The following is a 15,190-nucleotide window of genomic DNA, read 5'->3' as shown; positions in this document are numbered from 1 at the left end:
GCTTGCAAGCTGCGCCCTCACGCGGCGGCTTTGTTTGAAGCGTTCAGAAAGAGTACATGGCAAAGCGTGACTTTTACGAAATCCTTGGCGTGGCCAAAGATGCCACCGAGGACGACATCAAAAAGGCCTACCGCAAGCTGGCCATGAAGCACCACCCCGATCGCAACCAGGGCGACGGGGCGAAGGCGGCCGAAGAGAAATTCAAGGAGGCCAAGGAAGCCTACGAGATGCTCTCCGACGCGCAGAAGCGCGCGGCCTATGACCAGTACGGACACGCCGGCGTGGACCCGAACCGCGGCGGCGGCGGGGCGGGCCCTGAAGGCTTCGGCGGTTTCGCCGAGGCCTTCGGCGACATCTTCGGCGACATCTTCGGCGGCCAGGGTCAGGGCGGGCGCCGCGGCGGCGGTGGCCAGCAGGTCTACCGTGGCAACGACCTCAGCTACGCGATGGAGATCACGCTGGAAGAGGCTGCGCTGGGCAAGGAGAGCCAGATCCGCATTCCCACCTGGGACAGCTGCGACACCTGTGGCGGCAGCGGCGCCAAGCCCGGCACCAAGGCCAAGACCTGCACCACCTGCAATGGCGGCGGCACTGTGCACATGCGCCAGGGCTTCTTCAGCGTGCAGCAGACCTGCCCGCACTGCCACGGCACTGGCAAGATCATTCCCGAGCCCTGCACGACCTGCAACGGCGCCGGCAAGATCAAGCGCCAGAAGACGCTGGAAGTGAAGATCCCCGCCGGCATCAACGAAGGCATGCGCATTCGCTCGGCCGGCAACGGCGAGCCTGGCACCAATGGCGGTCCGGCCGGTGATCTCTACATCGAGATTCGCATCAAGCAGCACGAGATCTTCGAGCGCGACGGAGACGACCTGCACTGCACCGTGCCCGTCTCGATGACGACCGCGGCGCTGGGCGGCTCGGTCGAGGTCCCCACGCTGACGGCCAAGCTGGAGATCGAGCTGCCCGAAGGCACGCAGCACGGCAAGACCTTCCGCTTGCGAGGCAAGGGCATCAAGGGCGTGCGCTCGGCCTATCCCGGCGACCTGTATTGCCATGTGACAGTTGAAACGCCGGTCAAGCTCACCGAGCATCAGCGCAAGTTGCTAAAGGAGTTGGAGGAGTCGCTGAAAAAAGGCGGCGAGAAGCACTCTCCGAACGCCAAGAGCTGGACAGACAAGGTCAAGGACCTGTTCAAGTAACTCGCAAGCTGCCCCCGGGTGGCAGCGGAATTGAAAAGGCGCCCCCAGGGTCGCCTTTTTTTGCGGGGTGGATTCCAAACGCGCGATCAGTCAAGTTCGCCGGGCGCTTCCGGGATCACTCGGCGACTGGCTGCCTGCAAAGCAGGATTGGGTTTTCCGAGCCGGGTATCCACACGCCATACGCCTTCAGGCTGAGAGTCCTCGGTATCAGTCCGGAGCTTGTAGCGGTTGTAGTACAGATACGGCCCTTTGGCCGTGATGAAGTATTCAGGATCCATGCGCACGCGGGGCTCTGCGTCGGGTGAAATCAGTGGAATGATTTTCGCTTTTTTGGGCAAAATCATCGACATGGCCAGCACCCCCGGCTTGGACAAGTCCGACGCGTTGGCACTCTTGTTCATCTGGTAAAAAATATAAGACTTGCCATTGAAGAGGAAATACTCCGGCGACCAGAGATGCGGCGTTTCAGGCGGCAGATCGAGTTGAATGATGGAAGTCCAGTGCTTCTTTCCGGTTTCATCCTTCAACTTGCGATGCACCACCAGTTGCTTGCCATTGCGCACACTGAAAAATACATACTGGTTGTCGTATTCGGGCGCGCGCCACATCATGGCACCTGCATGGTCTGCATCTTCGTCGGTGATTTGCTTGAGTACCGCGGTATCGGTGTCGAACAGGAAGACCTGCTGCCGGCCGTAGCCCTTGGTGCCTTCGAGGCCGGTGGCGGTCAGGATGATCTTGTGCGTCCCCGGAACCCAACGGCGCGAACCGCCGCTGAAGCCAGTGGTGGGCAACTTGGTCTCATCATTGGTAGACACCTCGGAGTCGCGCCAAAAGGTGCGGCGCTTGGCCACGTCCTGGTAGTGGATGCGCGGCGCCAAATCGTCCAGATCCTGAGTGCCAATTGGTGATTGGCGCTTCTCTCCGCCCGGCAGCGATGCTGGCAGCCAGGTTCCGTCAGCGTTTTGAGTGGCGATGGCAAGCACGGCCGAATCCGGGCTCTGCGGGACGTCTGGCTGGTAGCGCGTATAGACCAGCTGCGAACCCGCGATCGAGGAAAACATCCACTCCGGGCCGTTGCCGAAGTCCGTGGCGTAAGCAGTATGGCTGTCGACCTGCGTGCCCTTGCCATTGTCCGGCAGAAACTTGCCGGTCTTGATGTCCAGGGGCGCCACCCACAGCCGATAGTTGTGATCGGTGAAGGCCAGTCTCGAATTGCCGGAGCCGTGGTTGCAGGTCGGGCAGTCCACGCCGTCTCGTCCCCAGTCGAATTCGAAGTCGACGATGTAGTTGGGCGTCACCTGGACTTCCGGGGCTGGCCCTTCCTTCTTGGCCGAGGCGACCTGGCCGGCCAACAACAAAACAGACATCATGGCAACACGCCATCTGGCCCGCTTTGTCAAATGGCGGACAGTTTGCTTTGAATACTCAACCGCAGAGTTGCAAACTACGCTCTCTACAGGGATGCATAAGGGGTTCTGAGCCATCATGTTGACCTCTGCGGCCATGCCGCTGGCAGGAGCAGTTTGGCCACTGCTCGCATGTCACAAGTTGAAGTTGCAGCCTCGAATCGAGTTACAACCGCGGGCGCCCACCGATACTGCTGAGTCGACGTTCAGATATCGAATTTACACGGATTTTTTTTGATGGCAATCCACCATTGTGGGGTACTTCCTCAGCTTTGGGGAAGATGCCAATATGTCTCGCCAATTCGCTTGGTGATGCACCGCTGGATCGGAAATTAAAAAAGCGACCCGCAGGCCGCCTTTTTTGTCAATTTGCCGACACTATCGGCAAGTCATGCAGGAACATTTACCTGGCTCATTTGGTGGATGATTCGCCACCCAGCTGGGTATCGACACGCCACACACCCTCAGGAACTGATGGCATCGTGTCGGTCTGCAGCTTGTAGCGGTTGTAATAGATGAACGGCCCCCCGGCGGTGATGAAGTACTCCGGGTCCATGCGCACGCGCGCCGGAGCGTCCGGGGGCGTCAGCAAGGTCAATGCCGAATTTCCCGGCAGGATGCCCATCATCCCCAAGGTACTCGGTTGGGTGAGGTTGGTGGAGTCGCTGGTAGTGTTCATCTGGAAGAAGATGTACGACTTCCCGTTGTACACAAAATATTCCGGCGACCAGATGTAGGGCGAATTGGACGGTGCAGCCAAGGTGGCCACCGGCGTCCAGGCGGCCACACCGGCGGCGTTCGGCAACTTGCGATAGACGACCAGTTGCGTGCCGTCTTTCACCGTGAAGAAAACGTACTCGTTATTGAACTCAGGCGCCTGCCACATCATGGCACCCACCTGGTTCGAAGCATCGTCCGTGATCTGGGTCAAGGTGTCGGTATCGGTGTCGTACAAGTAGACCTGCCGGTAACCCTGACCCGAAGTCTTGCGGGTACCCAGGCCCGTCAGGATGATGCTGTGTGTGCCGGGAACCCAACGGCGTGACCCACCATTGAAGCCTTTGGTCGGCACCTGGGCTTCTGTTGAACTGGCAGACTGCCGCCAGTAAGTCTTGACCTTGTTGTAGTCCTGGTACTGGATGCGCGGCAGGGTGTCGCTGAGGTCCAGCGTGCCAATCGGCGACTGCCGCTGCATGCCGTTTGGCAAGAATCCCGCGGCCCAGGTGCCGTCGGCGTTTTGGCTGGCAATCCCCAACCCTGTGCTGTCTGCCGTCGGCGGATCTACGTCCGGCTGGTACCTGGTGTAGACCAGCTGGGAGCCCAGCGCTGAGAACATCCATTCCGGGCCATTGCCGAAGTCGGTCGGCAAGGCGGTGTGGGTGTCGACCAATTGGCCACGACCGTCCAGCGGCTTGAACTTGCCCGTCTGGAAATCGACCTGACCTACCCAAAGATTGTTGGTCAAGTCGGTGTAGGCCAACCGTGAATTGCCGGCTCCGCTGTTGCAGGTCGAGCAGTAGGTGCCGTCGCGACCCCAATCGAACTCATAGTCGATGATGTAGCGAGAGGTCACCTGCACTTCGGGTGCGGGCGTTGCCGTGGCGGTGCCTGCGGCGTGGACAGCACTGGCCACGCCGCCAGCCAGACAAAGGGCAAGCGCGGCACGGCTCAAAATCGCCGCGCAATGTTGCACGCCGATCGGCGTGACGCCTGCTTGCGAAATGTCCTGCTTCTTCATATTTGAATCTCCTGGCCGCCGGTCAAACAGGCGGCATGCGGGTCACCGTTGCCGAAACAAGCCACCGTGACATTTGTCATCTGAAGCTTGCTAACCGTCACCTACGACTACACCGATGACGTACGGTTACCACTCTACGCAGCGCAGCGTCATGACACCAGCATTTTTGGCGCTTGCTCCCTAACTCTCATGACGCCACACGTCAACCCGCACTGGCGCGGTGCAACATGGGGTTAAAACAAGCTCAATTGGTGCAGTGCGCCAGCTCTGGCAGGCGGTCTGAATTCACCGAAATCCAACACTGTCCGGGTGTTGTTCAGACCCAGCTTGCGCACCGCGAGCGTGAACCGCTGGCGCAGCAGTTCCGCCCAGGCGCCTTCGCCGCGAAGCCGGGTGCCAAAGCGAGCGTCGTTGTCGCGGCCGCCCCGCATCTCGCGCACCCTGGCCATGACCCGCGCGGCCCTGTCCGGGAAGTGGGTCTGCAGCCAGTCCTGGAACAGCGGATTCACTTCCCAGGGCAAGCGCAGCGGAATGCTGAAAGCCGAGACGGCACCGGCCTGTGCGGCCGCCTCCAGGATGCGCTCAAGCTCCGGTTCATTCAGGAACGGGATCACCGGCGATACGCTGACCCCCACCGGTACACCCGCCTCGCTCAAGCTCTGGATGGTTTTCAGGCGCCGCTGCGGTGAAGCGGCGCGCGGCTCCAGGATGCGCGCGAGTGCCGGCTCCAACGTGGTCAGGGACACATAGGCCGCCGCCAGGCCTGCACCGGCCATGGGCGCGATCAGGTCCAGGTCGCGTTCGATGCCTGCCGACTTGGTGATGACAGAGAACGGATGCGAAGCTTCGCAGAGCACTTCGATGATCGCGCGGGTGATGCCCAGCTTGCGCTCGACCGGCTGGTAGGCGTCGGTTGCGGAGCCGATGTTCAGCTGCGCTGGCGTGTAACCCGGCCGGCTCAAGGTTTCCCGCAGGCGCTCGGCAGCGTTCACCTTGGCAATGATGCGCGTCTCGAAATCCAGCCCAGGCGAGAGATTGAGATAGCTGTGCGTGGGCCGCGCAAAACAGTAGATGCAGCCGTGCTCGCAGCCCCGGTACGGATTGATCGACAGGTCGAACGGAATGTCTGGCGACTCGTTGCCGGTCAGGATGGATTTGACATGCTCGAAGATGACTTGCGTGCCCGGCGCCAGTTCTTCGGCTTGCACAGCCTGATCCAGCGCACCCCAGCCGTCGTCGACCGGCTCACGCTCGTCGCGGCTGAAGCGGTGCGCAATCGCCCAGGTCGTGCCCCTGCCCTTGCGCGGTTGCAGCGTGATGGGCGCCGTGGGCACCGGCGCAGCCATGGGTGCGGGTGTGGAACGCCGCAATGGCGAGCGCTTCAGCGAGGCCGCATCGTCCAGGGACTCGTCAGCTGGCGGGAGTGAAAAACGGGATGGCATGCTGTATTTTTATACAGTATTTCATCCCTCGCCGCCAGCCATTGAATCCACCGCGCAGCCGGTGGCACGGCGGCTCAGTATTCGCTGCCGCCGTAGGCGGCGTCGGGCGCCAGATTGTCGAACTTGGTCGATTGCTTCAGGAAGGCGAGGTGCACCGAGCCCACCGGGCCGTTGCGCTGCTTGCCAATGATGATTTCGGCGGTGCCAGGAATCTTGGATTCCTTGTTGTAGTAGTCGTCGCGGTAGATGAACATGATCACGTCCGCGTCCTGCTCGATGGCGCCGGATTCGCGTAGATCGGACATCATCGGCCGCTTGTCGGTGCGGGTTTCGACCGAGCGGTTCAGCTGCGACAACGCGATCACCGGGCAGTTCAGCTCCTTGGCCAGCGCCTTCAAGCCGCGCGAGATCTCGGAGATTTCGGTGGCACGGTTTTCACCATTGCCGCTGCCACTGCCGCTCATCAGCTGCAGGTAGTCGATGACGATCAGGCCCAGCTTGCCGCATTGGCGGGCCTGGCGCCGCGCACGGGCGCGCAGTTCGGCCGGGTTCAGTGCAGGGGTCTCGTCGATGAACACCGAAGCCTTTGAGAGCTTGTCCACGGCCTCGGTGAGCCGGCCCCACTCGTCATCCTTCAACGCGCCGGTGCGCAGGTGCTGCTGGTCGATGCGGCCCAGCGAACCGACCAGACGCAAGGCCAGCTGTGCGGCGCCCATTTCCATCGAGAAGATGACCACCGGCAAACCTTCGCTGACGGCCACGTACTCGGCGATGTTCAGTGCGAATGCGGTCTTGCCCATGGACGGACGCGCGGCCAGGATGATCAGGTCGCCGCCCTGCAGGCCCGCGGTCATGCGGTCCATGTCGTAGAAGCCGGTGCGCACGCCGGTCACGTCTTCGGCGCCGTTTTCAGCGAGCTCGGTGACCCGGTCGATCAGTTGCATGACCAGTTGGTCCATGCTCTGGAAACCGCCCTTGCTGCGCTGGCCTTCCTCGCCGATCTTGAAGATCTTGCCTTCGGCCTCGTCGAGGATTTGCGAGACCTGCTTGCCCTGCGGGTTGAAGGCCTGGGTGGCGATCTCGTCGCTGGCGGCGATCAGCTTGCGCAGCACCGCGCGCTCGCGCACGATCTCGGCGTAGCGCCGCAGGTTGGCCGCACTGGGCACGCTTTGCGCCAGTGCGTTCAGGTAGCCGAGACCGCCGCATTCGTCGGCCTTGCCGAGGTTTTGCAGCCGCTCGAAGACGGTGATGACGTCGGCCGGCTTTGAGGTGCTGATCAGGCCGCCGATGGCGCCAAAGATCATGCGGTGCTCGTAGCGGTAGAAATCGCCCTCGCTGAGCACGTCCGCCGCCCGGTCCCAGGCACCGTTGTCCAGCAGCAGACCGCCCAGCACCGACTGCTCGGCCTCAATGGAATGCGGCGGCACGCGAAGTTTGGCGACCTCGTCGTCACGGCTCTTGGCGGAGCGTCCGCCCAGTTCTTCGAAGATCGTCGACATCAGCAAATCATAAGAGGCAGGCGCCTGGCACGGTGTGCGCAAGCCTGTGGAAAAGCTGGGGGAAGCGGGTGCACAAGCACCGGCCGTCCCTTGCGAAAGCGCCCGTCCGGAAAAGAAAAAGGGCCGGTTCGAAAACCGGCCCCTTCTGGGCGTGCACCAGTGTCGCAGCCAAGCTGCGACCTGTGGGCCAGGATCAGTCGGTGGCGCCGACGACCTTGACGTTGACTTCCACGACCACGTCGGTGTGGGCAGCCACGTTGACCGAGAAATCGCCAACCGCCTTCAGCGGGCCGTTGGGCATGCGCACCTGGGCCTTGACGATCTGGAAGCCTTGCTTGACCAGGGCTTCGGCGATGTCGCCGTTGGTGACGGAGCCGAACAGTCGGCCATCAACGCCAGCCTTCTGGCTGACGATGACGGTGACGCCGTTCAGCTTCTCGCCCAGGGCCTGGGCGGTCGACAGCTTCTCGGCAGCGACCTTTTCCAGTTCCGCGCGGCGGGCTTCGAATTCCTTGATCGCGGCGTCCGTGGCGCGGCGGGCGCGCTTGGTCGGGATCAGGAAGTTGCGGGCGTAACCGTCCTTGACCTTGACGATGTCGCCCAGGTTGCCGAGGTTGGCCACTTTGTCCAGCAGGATGATTTGCATGGTGTGGACTCCTTAGACGCGGTGCATGTCGCTGTACGGCAGCATCGCCAGGAAGCGCGAGCGCTTGATGGCGGTGGTCAGCTGACGCTGGAAGAACGCGCGGGTGCCCGTCAGGCGAGCCGGCGTGATCTTGCCGTTTTCACCGATGAAGTCGCGCAGCAGGTCCACGTCCTTGTAGTCGATCGATTCGACGCCAGTGACAGTGAAGCGGCAGAACTTCTTGCGGCGGAACAGCAGCGATTGCTGGTTGCGCTTGGGACGGCGGTCCTTGGAAAAACGTGACTTTGGCGGGGGCATGTCAATGACCTCTGAATTTCTATCCGGATACAGAAACGGGCTCGTCGACGTCGAGTTGCGTGATGTGAAACACCAGACCCTTGCCATTGCGCGAGGGGGCCAGGAAGCCGGCAAACATCGCCTGCACTCCCAGCGCCAGCCGCTCGGCCTGACGGGTGATGTCCCCGATGACCACCGAGCGGATCTCCAGCGAGACCTTGCGGGGTTGCCCGTTCTGGCTGACCTCGGACTCTGCCTTGAGCAGCATGTCCAGGGCCGGCAGACCGGCGGGGGTGTAACGCATCTTGCCTCGCTCCACCACTTGGGCGGCCAGAACCAATCGGTTCATCGAGGCTTGCAACTCACAACCGACTTGAACCCTGCTGGGCTCAGGCGGTGGTTTCCTGGGCAGCCTTGCGGGCTTCTTCCTTCTCGACCGACTTCATCATCACGGAAGGCGTTGTTTCAGCCTTCTCGAGCTTGACGGTCAGGTGACGCAGCACGGCGTCGTTGAAGCGGAAACCGGTTTCGAGCTCAGCCAGCACCGCGGTGGTGCACTCGATGTTCAGGCACAGGTAGTGCGCCTTGGCCAGCTTCTGGATCATGTAGGCCAGCTGACGGCGGCCCCAGTCTTCCACCCGATGAACCTTGCCACCACTGGTGGTGATCAGGCTCTTGTAGCGCTCCAGCATGGCCGGAACTTGTTCGCTTTGATCCGGATGGATCAGCAGAACGATTTCATAGTGACGCATCGAAACTCCTTGTGGATTCCATTGAGGAAGCCGCACCGCGCGTCAATCTGCAGGTACGGCAAGGGGGAAAAGCCTTCGATTATAGCACAAGGGCGCCAGATTTCCCCGGCGCCCCTTGTGAAGAGAAGAGCGGCCCATGCAGCGCCTGGGCGCACTGCACGGTGCTGTTGCCTGGCCTACTTGTTGCCGGCCAGGCGAGTCCAGGTCTCGATGACCGAGTCCGGGTTCAACGAGATCGACACGATGCCTTCGGCCGCAAGCCAGTCAGCGAAATCCGGATGGTCGCTCGGGCCCTGGCCGCAGATGCCCACGTACTTGCCGGTGGCCCGGCAGGCGGCGATGGCGCGCGAAATCATGGCCTTGACGGCAGGGTCGCGCTCGTCGAAGTCATCGGCCAGCTGCTCCAGGCCAGAGTCGCGGTCCAGGCCCAGCGTCAGCTGCGTCAGGTCGTTGGAGCCGATGGACATGCCGTCGAAGTGCTCCAGGAACTGCTCAGCCAGGATGGCGTTGCTCGGCACTTCGCACATCATGATGAGGCGCAGGCCGTCGACGCCGCGCTTCAGGCCGCGGCCCGCCAGCAACTCACCGACCTTCTCGGCCTGGCGCACCGTGCGCACGAAGGGCACCATGATCTCGACGTTGGTGAAGCCCATGTCGTTGCGCACGCGCTTGAGCGCTTCGCATTCCATGCCGAAGGCATCGGCGAACTCGCTGTTGATGTAGCGCGAGGCGCCGCGGAAGCCCAGCATCGGGTTCTCTTCGTCCGGCTCGTAGCGCGAACCGCCGATCAGCTTCTTGTACTCGTTGGACTTGAAGTCAGACAAACGCACGATGACAGACTTGGGCCAGAAGGCGGCGGCAATCGTCGCGATGCCTTCGGTCAGCTTGTCGACATAGAACGCACGCGGCGAGGCATGGCCACGGGCCACCGACTCGACCGCCTTCTTCAGGTCCTTGTCGACGTTCGGATAGTCCAGGATGGCCTTCGGGTGCACGCCGATGTTGTTGTTGATGATGAACTCGAGCCGGGCCAGGCCGACGCCGGAATTCGGCAGCTGCGCGAAGTTGAAAGCCAGCTGCGGGTTGCCGACATTCATCATGATCTTCACCGGGCAGTACGGCAGTTCGCCGCGCAGCACTTCGGTGACTTCGGTTTCCAGCAGGCCGTCGTAGACGTAGCCGGTGTCGCCTTCGGAGCAGGCCACCGTGACCAGCGCGCCGTCGCTCAGCGTGTCGGTCGCATCACCGCAGCCGACCACCGCCGGAATGCCCAGTTCACGCGCGATGATGGCCGCGTGGCAGGTCCGGCCGCCGCGGTTGGTGACAATCGCCGAGGCCCGTTTCATCACCGGTTCCCAGTTCGGATCGGTCATATCGGTGACCAGCACATCGCCGGGCTGCACGCGGTCCATCTCGGCAATCGAGCTGACCAGGCGGACCGGACCGGTGCCAATCTTCTGGCCGATCGCGCGGCCCTCGGCCAGCACCGCGCTCTGGCCCTTGAGCTTGTAGCGGAGCTCGACCTGGCCTTCGGCCTGGCTGCGCACGGTCTCGGGCCGGGCCTGCAGGATGTAGAGCTTGCCGTCCACACCGTCCTTGCCCCACTCGATGTCCATCGGGCGGCCGTAGTGCTTCTCGATGATCACGGCGTACCTGGCCAGCTCGGTCACATCGGCGTCGTTCAGCGAGTAGCGGTTGCGTAGCTCGGGCGGCGTGTCCACGGTCTTCACCAGCTTGCCGGTGGCCAGGCGCTCGTCGTCGCTGGCGAACTCCATGCGGATCAGCTTGGAGCCCAGGCCACGGCGGATCACCGCGAACTTGCCGGCGGCCAGCGCCGGCTTGTGCACGTAGAACTCGTCCGGGTTCACGGCGCCCTGCACCACGGTCTCGCCCAGGCCGTAGCTGGAGGTGATGAAGACCACGTCCTTGAAGCCGGACTCGGTGTCGATCGTGAACATCACGCCGGCAGCGCCGACGTCCGAGCGCACCATGCGCTGCACACCGGCAGACAGCGCCACGTCGGCGTGGGCGAAGCCCTTGTGCACGCGGTAGCTGATGGCGCGGTCGTTGTAGAGCGAGGCAAAGACTTCCTTCATCTTGTGCAGCACGTCTTCAATGCCATGCACGTTCAGGAAGGTCTCTTGCTGACCAGCGAAAGAAGCGTCCGGCAGGTCTTCGGCAGTGGCCGACGAGCGCACGGCCCAGCTGGCCGACGGCGAGCCGGCCACCACACGCTCGAACTCGGCGCGCACAGCGGCCTCGAAGTCCGGCGGGAACGGCGCGTCGATGACCCACTGGCGGATCTCGGCACCGGCCTCGGCCAGCGCCCGGACGTCTTCCGTGTCCAGCCTGGACAGGCGGGCGTTGATCCTCTCGGTCAGGCCGCCGTGTTTCAGGAACTCGCGAAAGGCATGCGCCGTGGTGGCGAAGCCACCCGGCACCCGCACGCCGGAGGCGGCCAGCTGGCTGATCATTTCGCCGAGGCTGGCGTTTTTCCCGCCAACGACCTCGACGTCGTTCATCCTCAGTTCTTCAAGCGGCGCGACCAGGGCGGTCGCCAGGTTGGTTGTAGACACGGGAAAGCTCCTTGATGACAAAAAACCTGTGCCGCTGTCCAACCCACCCATGACGGAGCCCGCGCTGCAGCGCGCTGAAATTCGATGACGAGACTGCAGGGGCTCATGAACGCCGGGGGTTGCCGCGAGCAGATCGCGGCCAAAGGATGCGAGATGCGCGCCATTCTACGGACGGATTGCCTATCATCGGCAAACCATCCCTGAAACCCTCGCGTGCATTCATGCCCAACCGCAGTGTTTTCTACGTTTCCGACGGTACCGGCATCACCGCGGAGACCTTCGGCAATTCCATCCTCGCGCAGTTCACGGCCAAGCCACGCCATGTGCGCAGGCCGTTCATCGACAGCGTCGAGAAAGCCAACGCCGTGGTGGACGAGATCAACACCACGGCCGAGCACGAAGGCAAACGGCCCATCGTCTTCCTGACGCTGGCCAGCGTGGAGATCCGCGCCATCCTGACCGGCGAAACCTGCAAAGGCATGGTGATGGACATGTTCCAGTCCTTCATCGAGCCGCTGGAAATCGAATTCAACCTGAAGTCCAACCACCGGGTGGGCCGCTTCTCGGATGCCGCCAAGAGCCAGGAGTACAACGACCGCATCGAGGCGATCAACTTCTCGTTGGCGCACGATGACGGCCAATCCTCGCGCAACCTGCAATCTGCTGACGTGATCCTGGTCGGCGTGAGTCGCAGCGGCAAGACGCCGACCTCGCTCTACCTGGCGATGCAGCACGGCATCAAGGCCGCCAACTACCCGCTTATCCCCGAAGACTTCGAGCGCGGCCACCTGCCCAGTTCGCTCTCTCCGCACAAGCGCAAATGCTTTGGCCTGACCATTGACCCGGACCGCCTGCAGCACATCCGCAACGAGCGCCGTCCGGGCAGCAAATACGCGTCCATCGAGAACTGCCGCTACGAGGTCAACGAGGCCGAGGTCATGATGAAGCGCAGCGGCATTTCGTGGCTCAGCTCGACGCACAAGTCGATCGAGGAAATCGCCACCACCATCCTGCGCGACATCCGGCCAGACCGGCTGATCTACTGATCGTCAGGCCGTCCGCCGAAGCCCTTCGCTCAAGCGAGCGGTTTCAGCGATGGCGTGTCGCAAAAAGGCAGATCGCCGCCGCCGCGGCCACGTTCAGCGACTCTTCGCCGCCCGGCTGCGGAATGCTCACGGTGTGGGAGCAACGCGCCATCAATGCCGCGTCAATGCCCTGCCCTTCATGGCCCAGCACCCAGTTGCAGGGCTGAGGTAGCTGGCTTTCGCCCAGCACCAGGCCGGCATGCGAACTGGTGGCCAGCAGCGGCAATTGCAGCGGCGCCAGGTCTTCGGGCAGCAGCCCCTCGACCAGCTGCAGCGCAAAGTGTGCGCCCATGCCGGCGCGCAGCACCTTGGGTGACCACAGCGCCGCGGTGCCCTTCAGCGCCAGCACCTGCTTGACACCAAAGGCCGCCGCGCTGCGCAGGATGCTGCCCACGTTGCCGGCATCCTGCAGGCGATCCAGCACCACGCCAGGCTGGTCCGACAGCAAGGCCGGGCTGGCCGGCCAGGCCACCAAGGCGCCGATGCGCGCCGGTGACTCCAAGGTGCTGAGGCTGCGGAACAGCGCCTCGGGCAACTGCACGCAGCGGCCTGCATGGTCGGCCCAGACCCGCCAGTCGACCCGCTCGCGCCAGGCCGATTCGGTCATCACCAGGACCTCCAGCGCCCAGCCGCGGCGCAGCGCCGCGTCGACCAGGTGGTCACCCTCCAGCCAGATCGAGCCGAGCTTGCGATAAGCCGCCGGCTCCGCACCCAGCTTGCGGATGCGCTGCAGCAGCGGGTTGTCGCGTGCGCTCAGGCGCTCGGCCTCTTCGTGGTTCATGGGCAGGCGAAGGTCAGCAGGCGTCGAGGCCAGGCAGGCAGGCACGCACCGGCGCAAAGCTGCGGCGGTGCACCGGCGCGGCGCCGTGGGCACGCAAGGCTGCCAGGTGTTCGGGCGTCGGGTAGCCCTTGTGGCTGTCGAAGCCGTAGTGCGGCCACTGCGCGTGCATGTCCAGGCACAGCCGGTCGCGGTGCACCTTGGCCAGGATGGAGGCCGCCGAAATCGACTGGACCTTGGCGTCACCGTCGACGATGGCTTCACCCGGCATCTTCAGCACCGGCAGCCGGTTGCCGTCCACCAGCACCTTGGCAGGCAGCAGGCGCAGGCCTTCGACCGCGCGGCGCATCGCCAGCATCGTCGCCTGCAGGATGTTGAACTGGTCGATCTCTTCGACACTTGCCTGGGCGATGGCGCAGCACAAGGCCTTGGCGCGGATCTCGTCGAACAGCGCCTCGCGCCTGCGCGCCGTCAGCACTTTCGAATCCTTCAGGCCGGCAATGGGCTGCAGTTCGTCGAGGATGACGGCCGCAGCCACCACCGGTCCGGCCAGCGGGCCGCGCCCGGCCTCGTCCACGCCGGCGATCAGGCCGGCCACTTCGAAGTGCAGGTGAATCTGCTCAGGCTTGGAGGAGCGTCGCGATGGCATCACTGGCCTTGCGCGCCGTGTCCTGGCGCAGCGTGAGGTGCATGGTTTCAAAACGCTGCGCCAGTTGGGCGCAGCGGTCCGGATTGTCCAGCCAGGCCAGCGCTTCGCGGGCAATGGCTTGCGGCGTCGCCTGGTCCTGGATCAGCTCGGGCACCAGGAATTCACGCGCCAGGATGTTGGGCAGGCCGTGCCAGGGCAGATAAGCCTTGCCACGCATCATGCGGTAGTTCAACCAGTGCAGGCGGTAGACGATCACCATCGGCCGCTTGAACAGCGCGGCCTCCAGCGTGGCCGTGCCACTGGCCAGCAGCGTCACGTCACAGGCGGCCAGCACTTCGTGCGAGCGACCATCCACCAGGTCGACCGCGAGCCCGGGCGCGTGCTGGGCCAGCAGCGGCAGCAACAGTGGCCGCAAACCAGGCGCGACCGGGACGACAAAGCGCAGCGGCCCCCGTTGCACAGGCCACGCTGCCGCCATCTGCACCGCGGCTTGCAGCAGCGCGGGTGCAATGTGGCGAATCTCGCTGCGGCGGCTGCCGGGCAGCAGCGCGACGATGGTGTCCCCGGCGCCGAGGCCCAGCGCCTGCCGCGCGGCTTCGCGTGGCGGCGCCAGCGGAATCAGGTCGGCCAGCGGATGGCCTACGAAGGTCGCGGCCACGCCGTGTTCGGCCAATAGCGCTGGCTCGAACGGGAACAGACACAGCACATGGTCCGCCGCGGCGGCCAGCTTCTTGACGCGCTCTCCGCGCCAGGCCCAGATCGACGGACAGACGAAGTGCACCGTGCGCAGGCCACCGGCTCGCAATGCAGTCTCCAGGCCGAAGTTGAAATCGGGCGCGTCGACACCGATGAAGACGTCCGGCCGCTCGACCAGCAGGCGCTCGCGCAACTGGCTGCGGATGCGCAGCAACTCGCGCAAATGCATCAAGGCGTCCACGTAGCCGAACACCGACAGCTTGGCGCTGGGCCACCAGGCACTGAAGCCCTCGGCAATCATGCGCGGCCCGCCAATGCCGGTCGCCTGCGTGCCTGGCCAGCGTGCGTGCAGGCCTTTGAGCAGCAGGCTGGCCAGCAGGTCGCCAGAAGCTTCGCCGGCCACCATTGCCAGGCGCGGGGCCGGGTTCGTCATGGGTGCGGG

14 protein-coding genes are annotated in these 15,190 nt (G+C 63.7%); 2 read left to right on the top strand and 12 right to left on the bottom strand.

The genetic code is table 11. From position 1 onward, the window contains the following. Positions 1 to 56: 56 nt before the first annotated feature. Positions 57 to 1,202, top strand: a complete 1,146-nt coding sequence (gene dnaJ, locus LRH25_RS26885) for a molecular chaperone DnaJ (RefSeq protein WP_141284989.1) — start codon at positions 57 to 59, stop codon at positions 1,200 to 1,202. 86 nt (positions 1,203 to 1,288) lie between these two features. On the opposite strand, the gene LRH25_RS26880 is transcribed toward dnaJ, so the two are convergent. From LRH25_RS26880 to ppsA, 9 genes are all read right to left on the bottom strand, one after another. Continuing rightward, on the bottom strand, positions 1,289 to 2,575 hold the full coding sequence (locus LRH25_RS26880) for a hypothetical protein (RefSeq protein WP_141284991.1): 1,287 nt from the start codon (positions 2,573 to 2,575) through the stop codon (positions 1,289 to 1,291). Between the two features lie 448 nt (positions 2,576 to 3,023). Next, entirely contained in the window at positions 3,024 to 4,349 is a 1,326-nt protein-coding gene (locus LRH25_RS26875; protein ID WP_141284993.1) for a glycoside hydrolase family protein, read from the bottom strand. 233 nt (positions 4,350 to 4,582) lie between these two features. Further along, complete coding sequence (locus LRH25_RS26870; protein ID WP_141285015.1) at positions 4,583 to 5,695, bottom strand: PA0069 family radical SAM protein; 1,113 nt, start codon at positions 5,693 to 5,695, stop codon at positions 4,583 to 4,585. Positions 5,696 to 5,865: 170 nt separating this feature from the next. Next, on the bottom strand, positions 5,866 to 7,290 hold the full coding sequence (gene dnaB, locus LRH25_RS26865) for a replicative DNA helicase (protein ID WP_141284995.1): 1,425 nt from the start codon (positions 7,288 to 7,290) through the stop codon (positions 5,866 to 5,868). Positions 7,291 to 7,483: 193 nt separating this feature from the next. Beyond that, positions 7,484 to 7,936: a 50S ribosomal protein L9 gene (gene rplI / locus LRH25_RS26860; protein WP_141284997.1), complete on the bottom strand. Its 453-nt coding sequence runs from the start codon at positions 7,934 to 7,936 to the stop codon at positions 7,484 to 7,486. Between the two features lie 12 nt (positions 7,937 to 7,948). Then, positions 7,949 to 8,233, bottom strand: coding sequence for a 30S ribosomal protein S18 (gene rpsR, locus LRH25_RS26855; RefSeq protein ID WP_141284999.1), 285 nt, complete (start codon positions 8,231 to 8,233; stop codon positions 7,949 to 7,951). 19 nt (positions 8,234 to 8,252) lie between these two features. Then, positions 8,253 to 8,561, bottom strand: coding sequence for a primosomal replication protein N (gene priB / locus LRH25_RS26850; RefSeq protein WP_141285001.1), 309 nt, complete (start codon positions 8,559 to 8,561; stop codon positions 8,253 to 8,255). 40 nt (positions 8,562 to 8,601) lie between these two features. Further along, positions 8,602 to 8,964, bottom strand: coding sequence for a 30S ribosomal protein S6 (gene rpsF / locus LRH25_RS26845; RefSeq protein WP_141285003.1), 363 nt, complete (start codon positions 8,962 to 8,964; stop codon positions 8,602 to 8,604). A 176-nt stretch (positions 8,965 to 9,140) separates the two neighbouring features. Then, on the bottom strand, positions 9,141 to 11,540 hold the full coding sequence (gene ppsA / locus LRH25_RS26840) for a phosphoenolpyruvate synthase (RefSeq protein ID WP_259372422.1): 2,400 nt from the start codon (positions 11,538 to 11,540) through the stop codon (positions 9,141 to 9,143). 221 nt (positions 11,541 to 11,761) lie between these two features. On the opposite strand from ppsA, the gene ppsR reads away from it, so the two are divergent. After that, the gene (gene ppsR / locus LRH25_RS26835) at positions 11,762 to 12,586 is read left to right on the top strand and encodes a posphoenolpyruvate synthetase regulatory kinase/phosphorylase PpsR (protein ID WP_141285007.1); all 825 of its coding nucleotides are present in this window, start codon (positions 11,762 to 11,764) and stop codon (positions 12,584 to 12,586) included. 43 nt (positions 12,587 to 12,629) lie between these two features. Here the strand turns inward: ppsR and LRH25_RS26830 are convergent, their stop codons facing one another. The 3 genes from LRH25_RS26830 to lpxB are packed head-to-tail and all read right to left on the bottom strand — an operon-like array spanning position 12,630 to position 15,181. Next, positions 12,630 to 13,406: a TrmH family RNA methyltransferase gene (locus tag LRH25_RS26830; protein WP_141285009.1), complete on the bottom strand. Its 777-nt coding sequence runs from the start codon at positions 13,404 to 13,406 to the stop codon at positions 12,630 to 12,632. Positions 13,407 to 13,419: 13 nt separating this feature from the next. Further along, positions 13,420 to 14,052 carry a ribonuclease HII gene (gene rnhB, locus LRH25_RS26825; protein ID WP_141285011.1) on the bottom strand — a complete coding sequence of 211 codons (633 nt, stop codon included), beginning with the start codon at positions 14,050 to 14,052 and terminating at the stop codon, positions 13,420 to 13,422. Then, positions 14,024 to 15,181: a lipid-A-disaccharide synthase gene (gene lpxB, locus LRH25_RS26820; RefSeq protein ID WP_231012865.1), complete on the bottom strand. Its 1,158-nt coding sequence runs from the start codon at positions 15,179 to 15,181 to the stop codon at positions 14,024 to 14,026. Before lpxB ends, rnhB begins: the two co-directional genes overlap by 29 nt. Positions 15,182 to 15,190: the final 9 nt, after the last annotated feature.

The sequence above is a fragment of the Ideonella azotifigens genome (genome assembly GCF_021043325.1).
In the GTDB taxonomy this organism is placed as follows: domain Bacteria; phylum Pseudomonadota; class Gammaproteobacteria; order Burkholderiales; family Burkholderiaceae_C; genus Ideonella; species Ideonella azotifigens.
The sequence above is the reverse complement of the archived record's forward strand: the minus strand, read 5'-3'. Positions and strand labels throughout refer to the sequence as shown.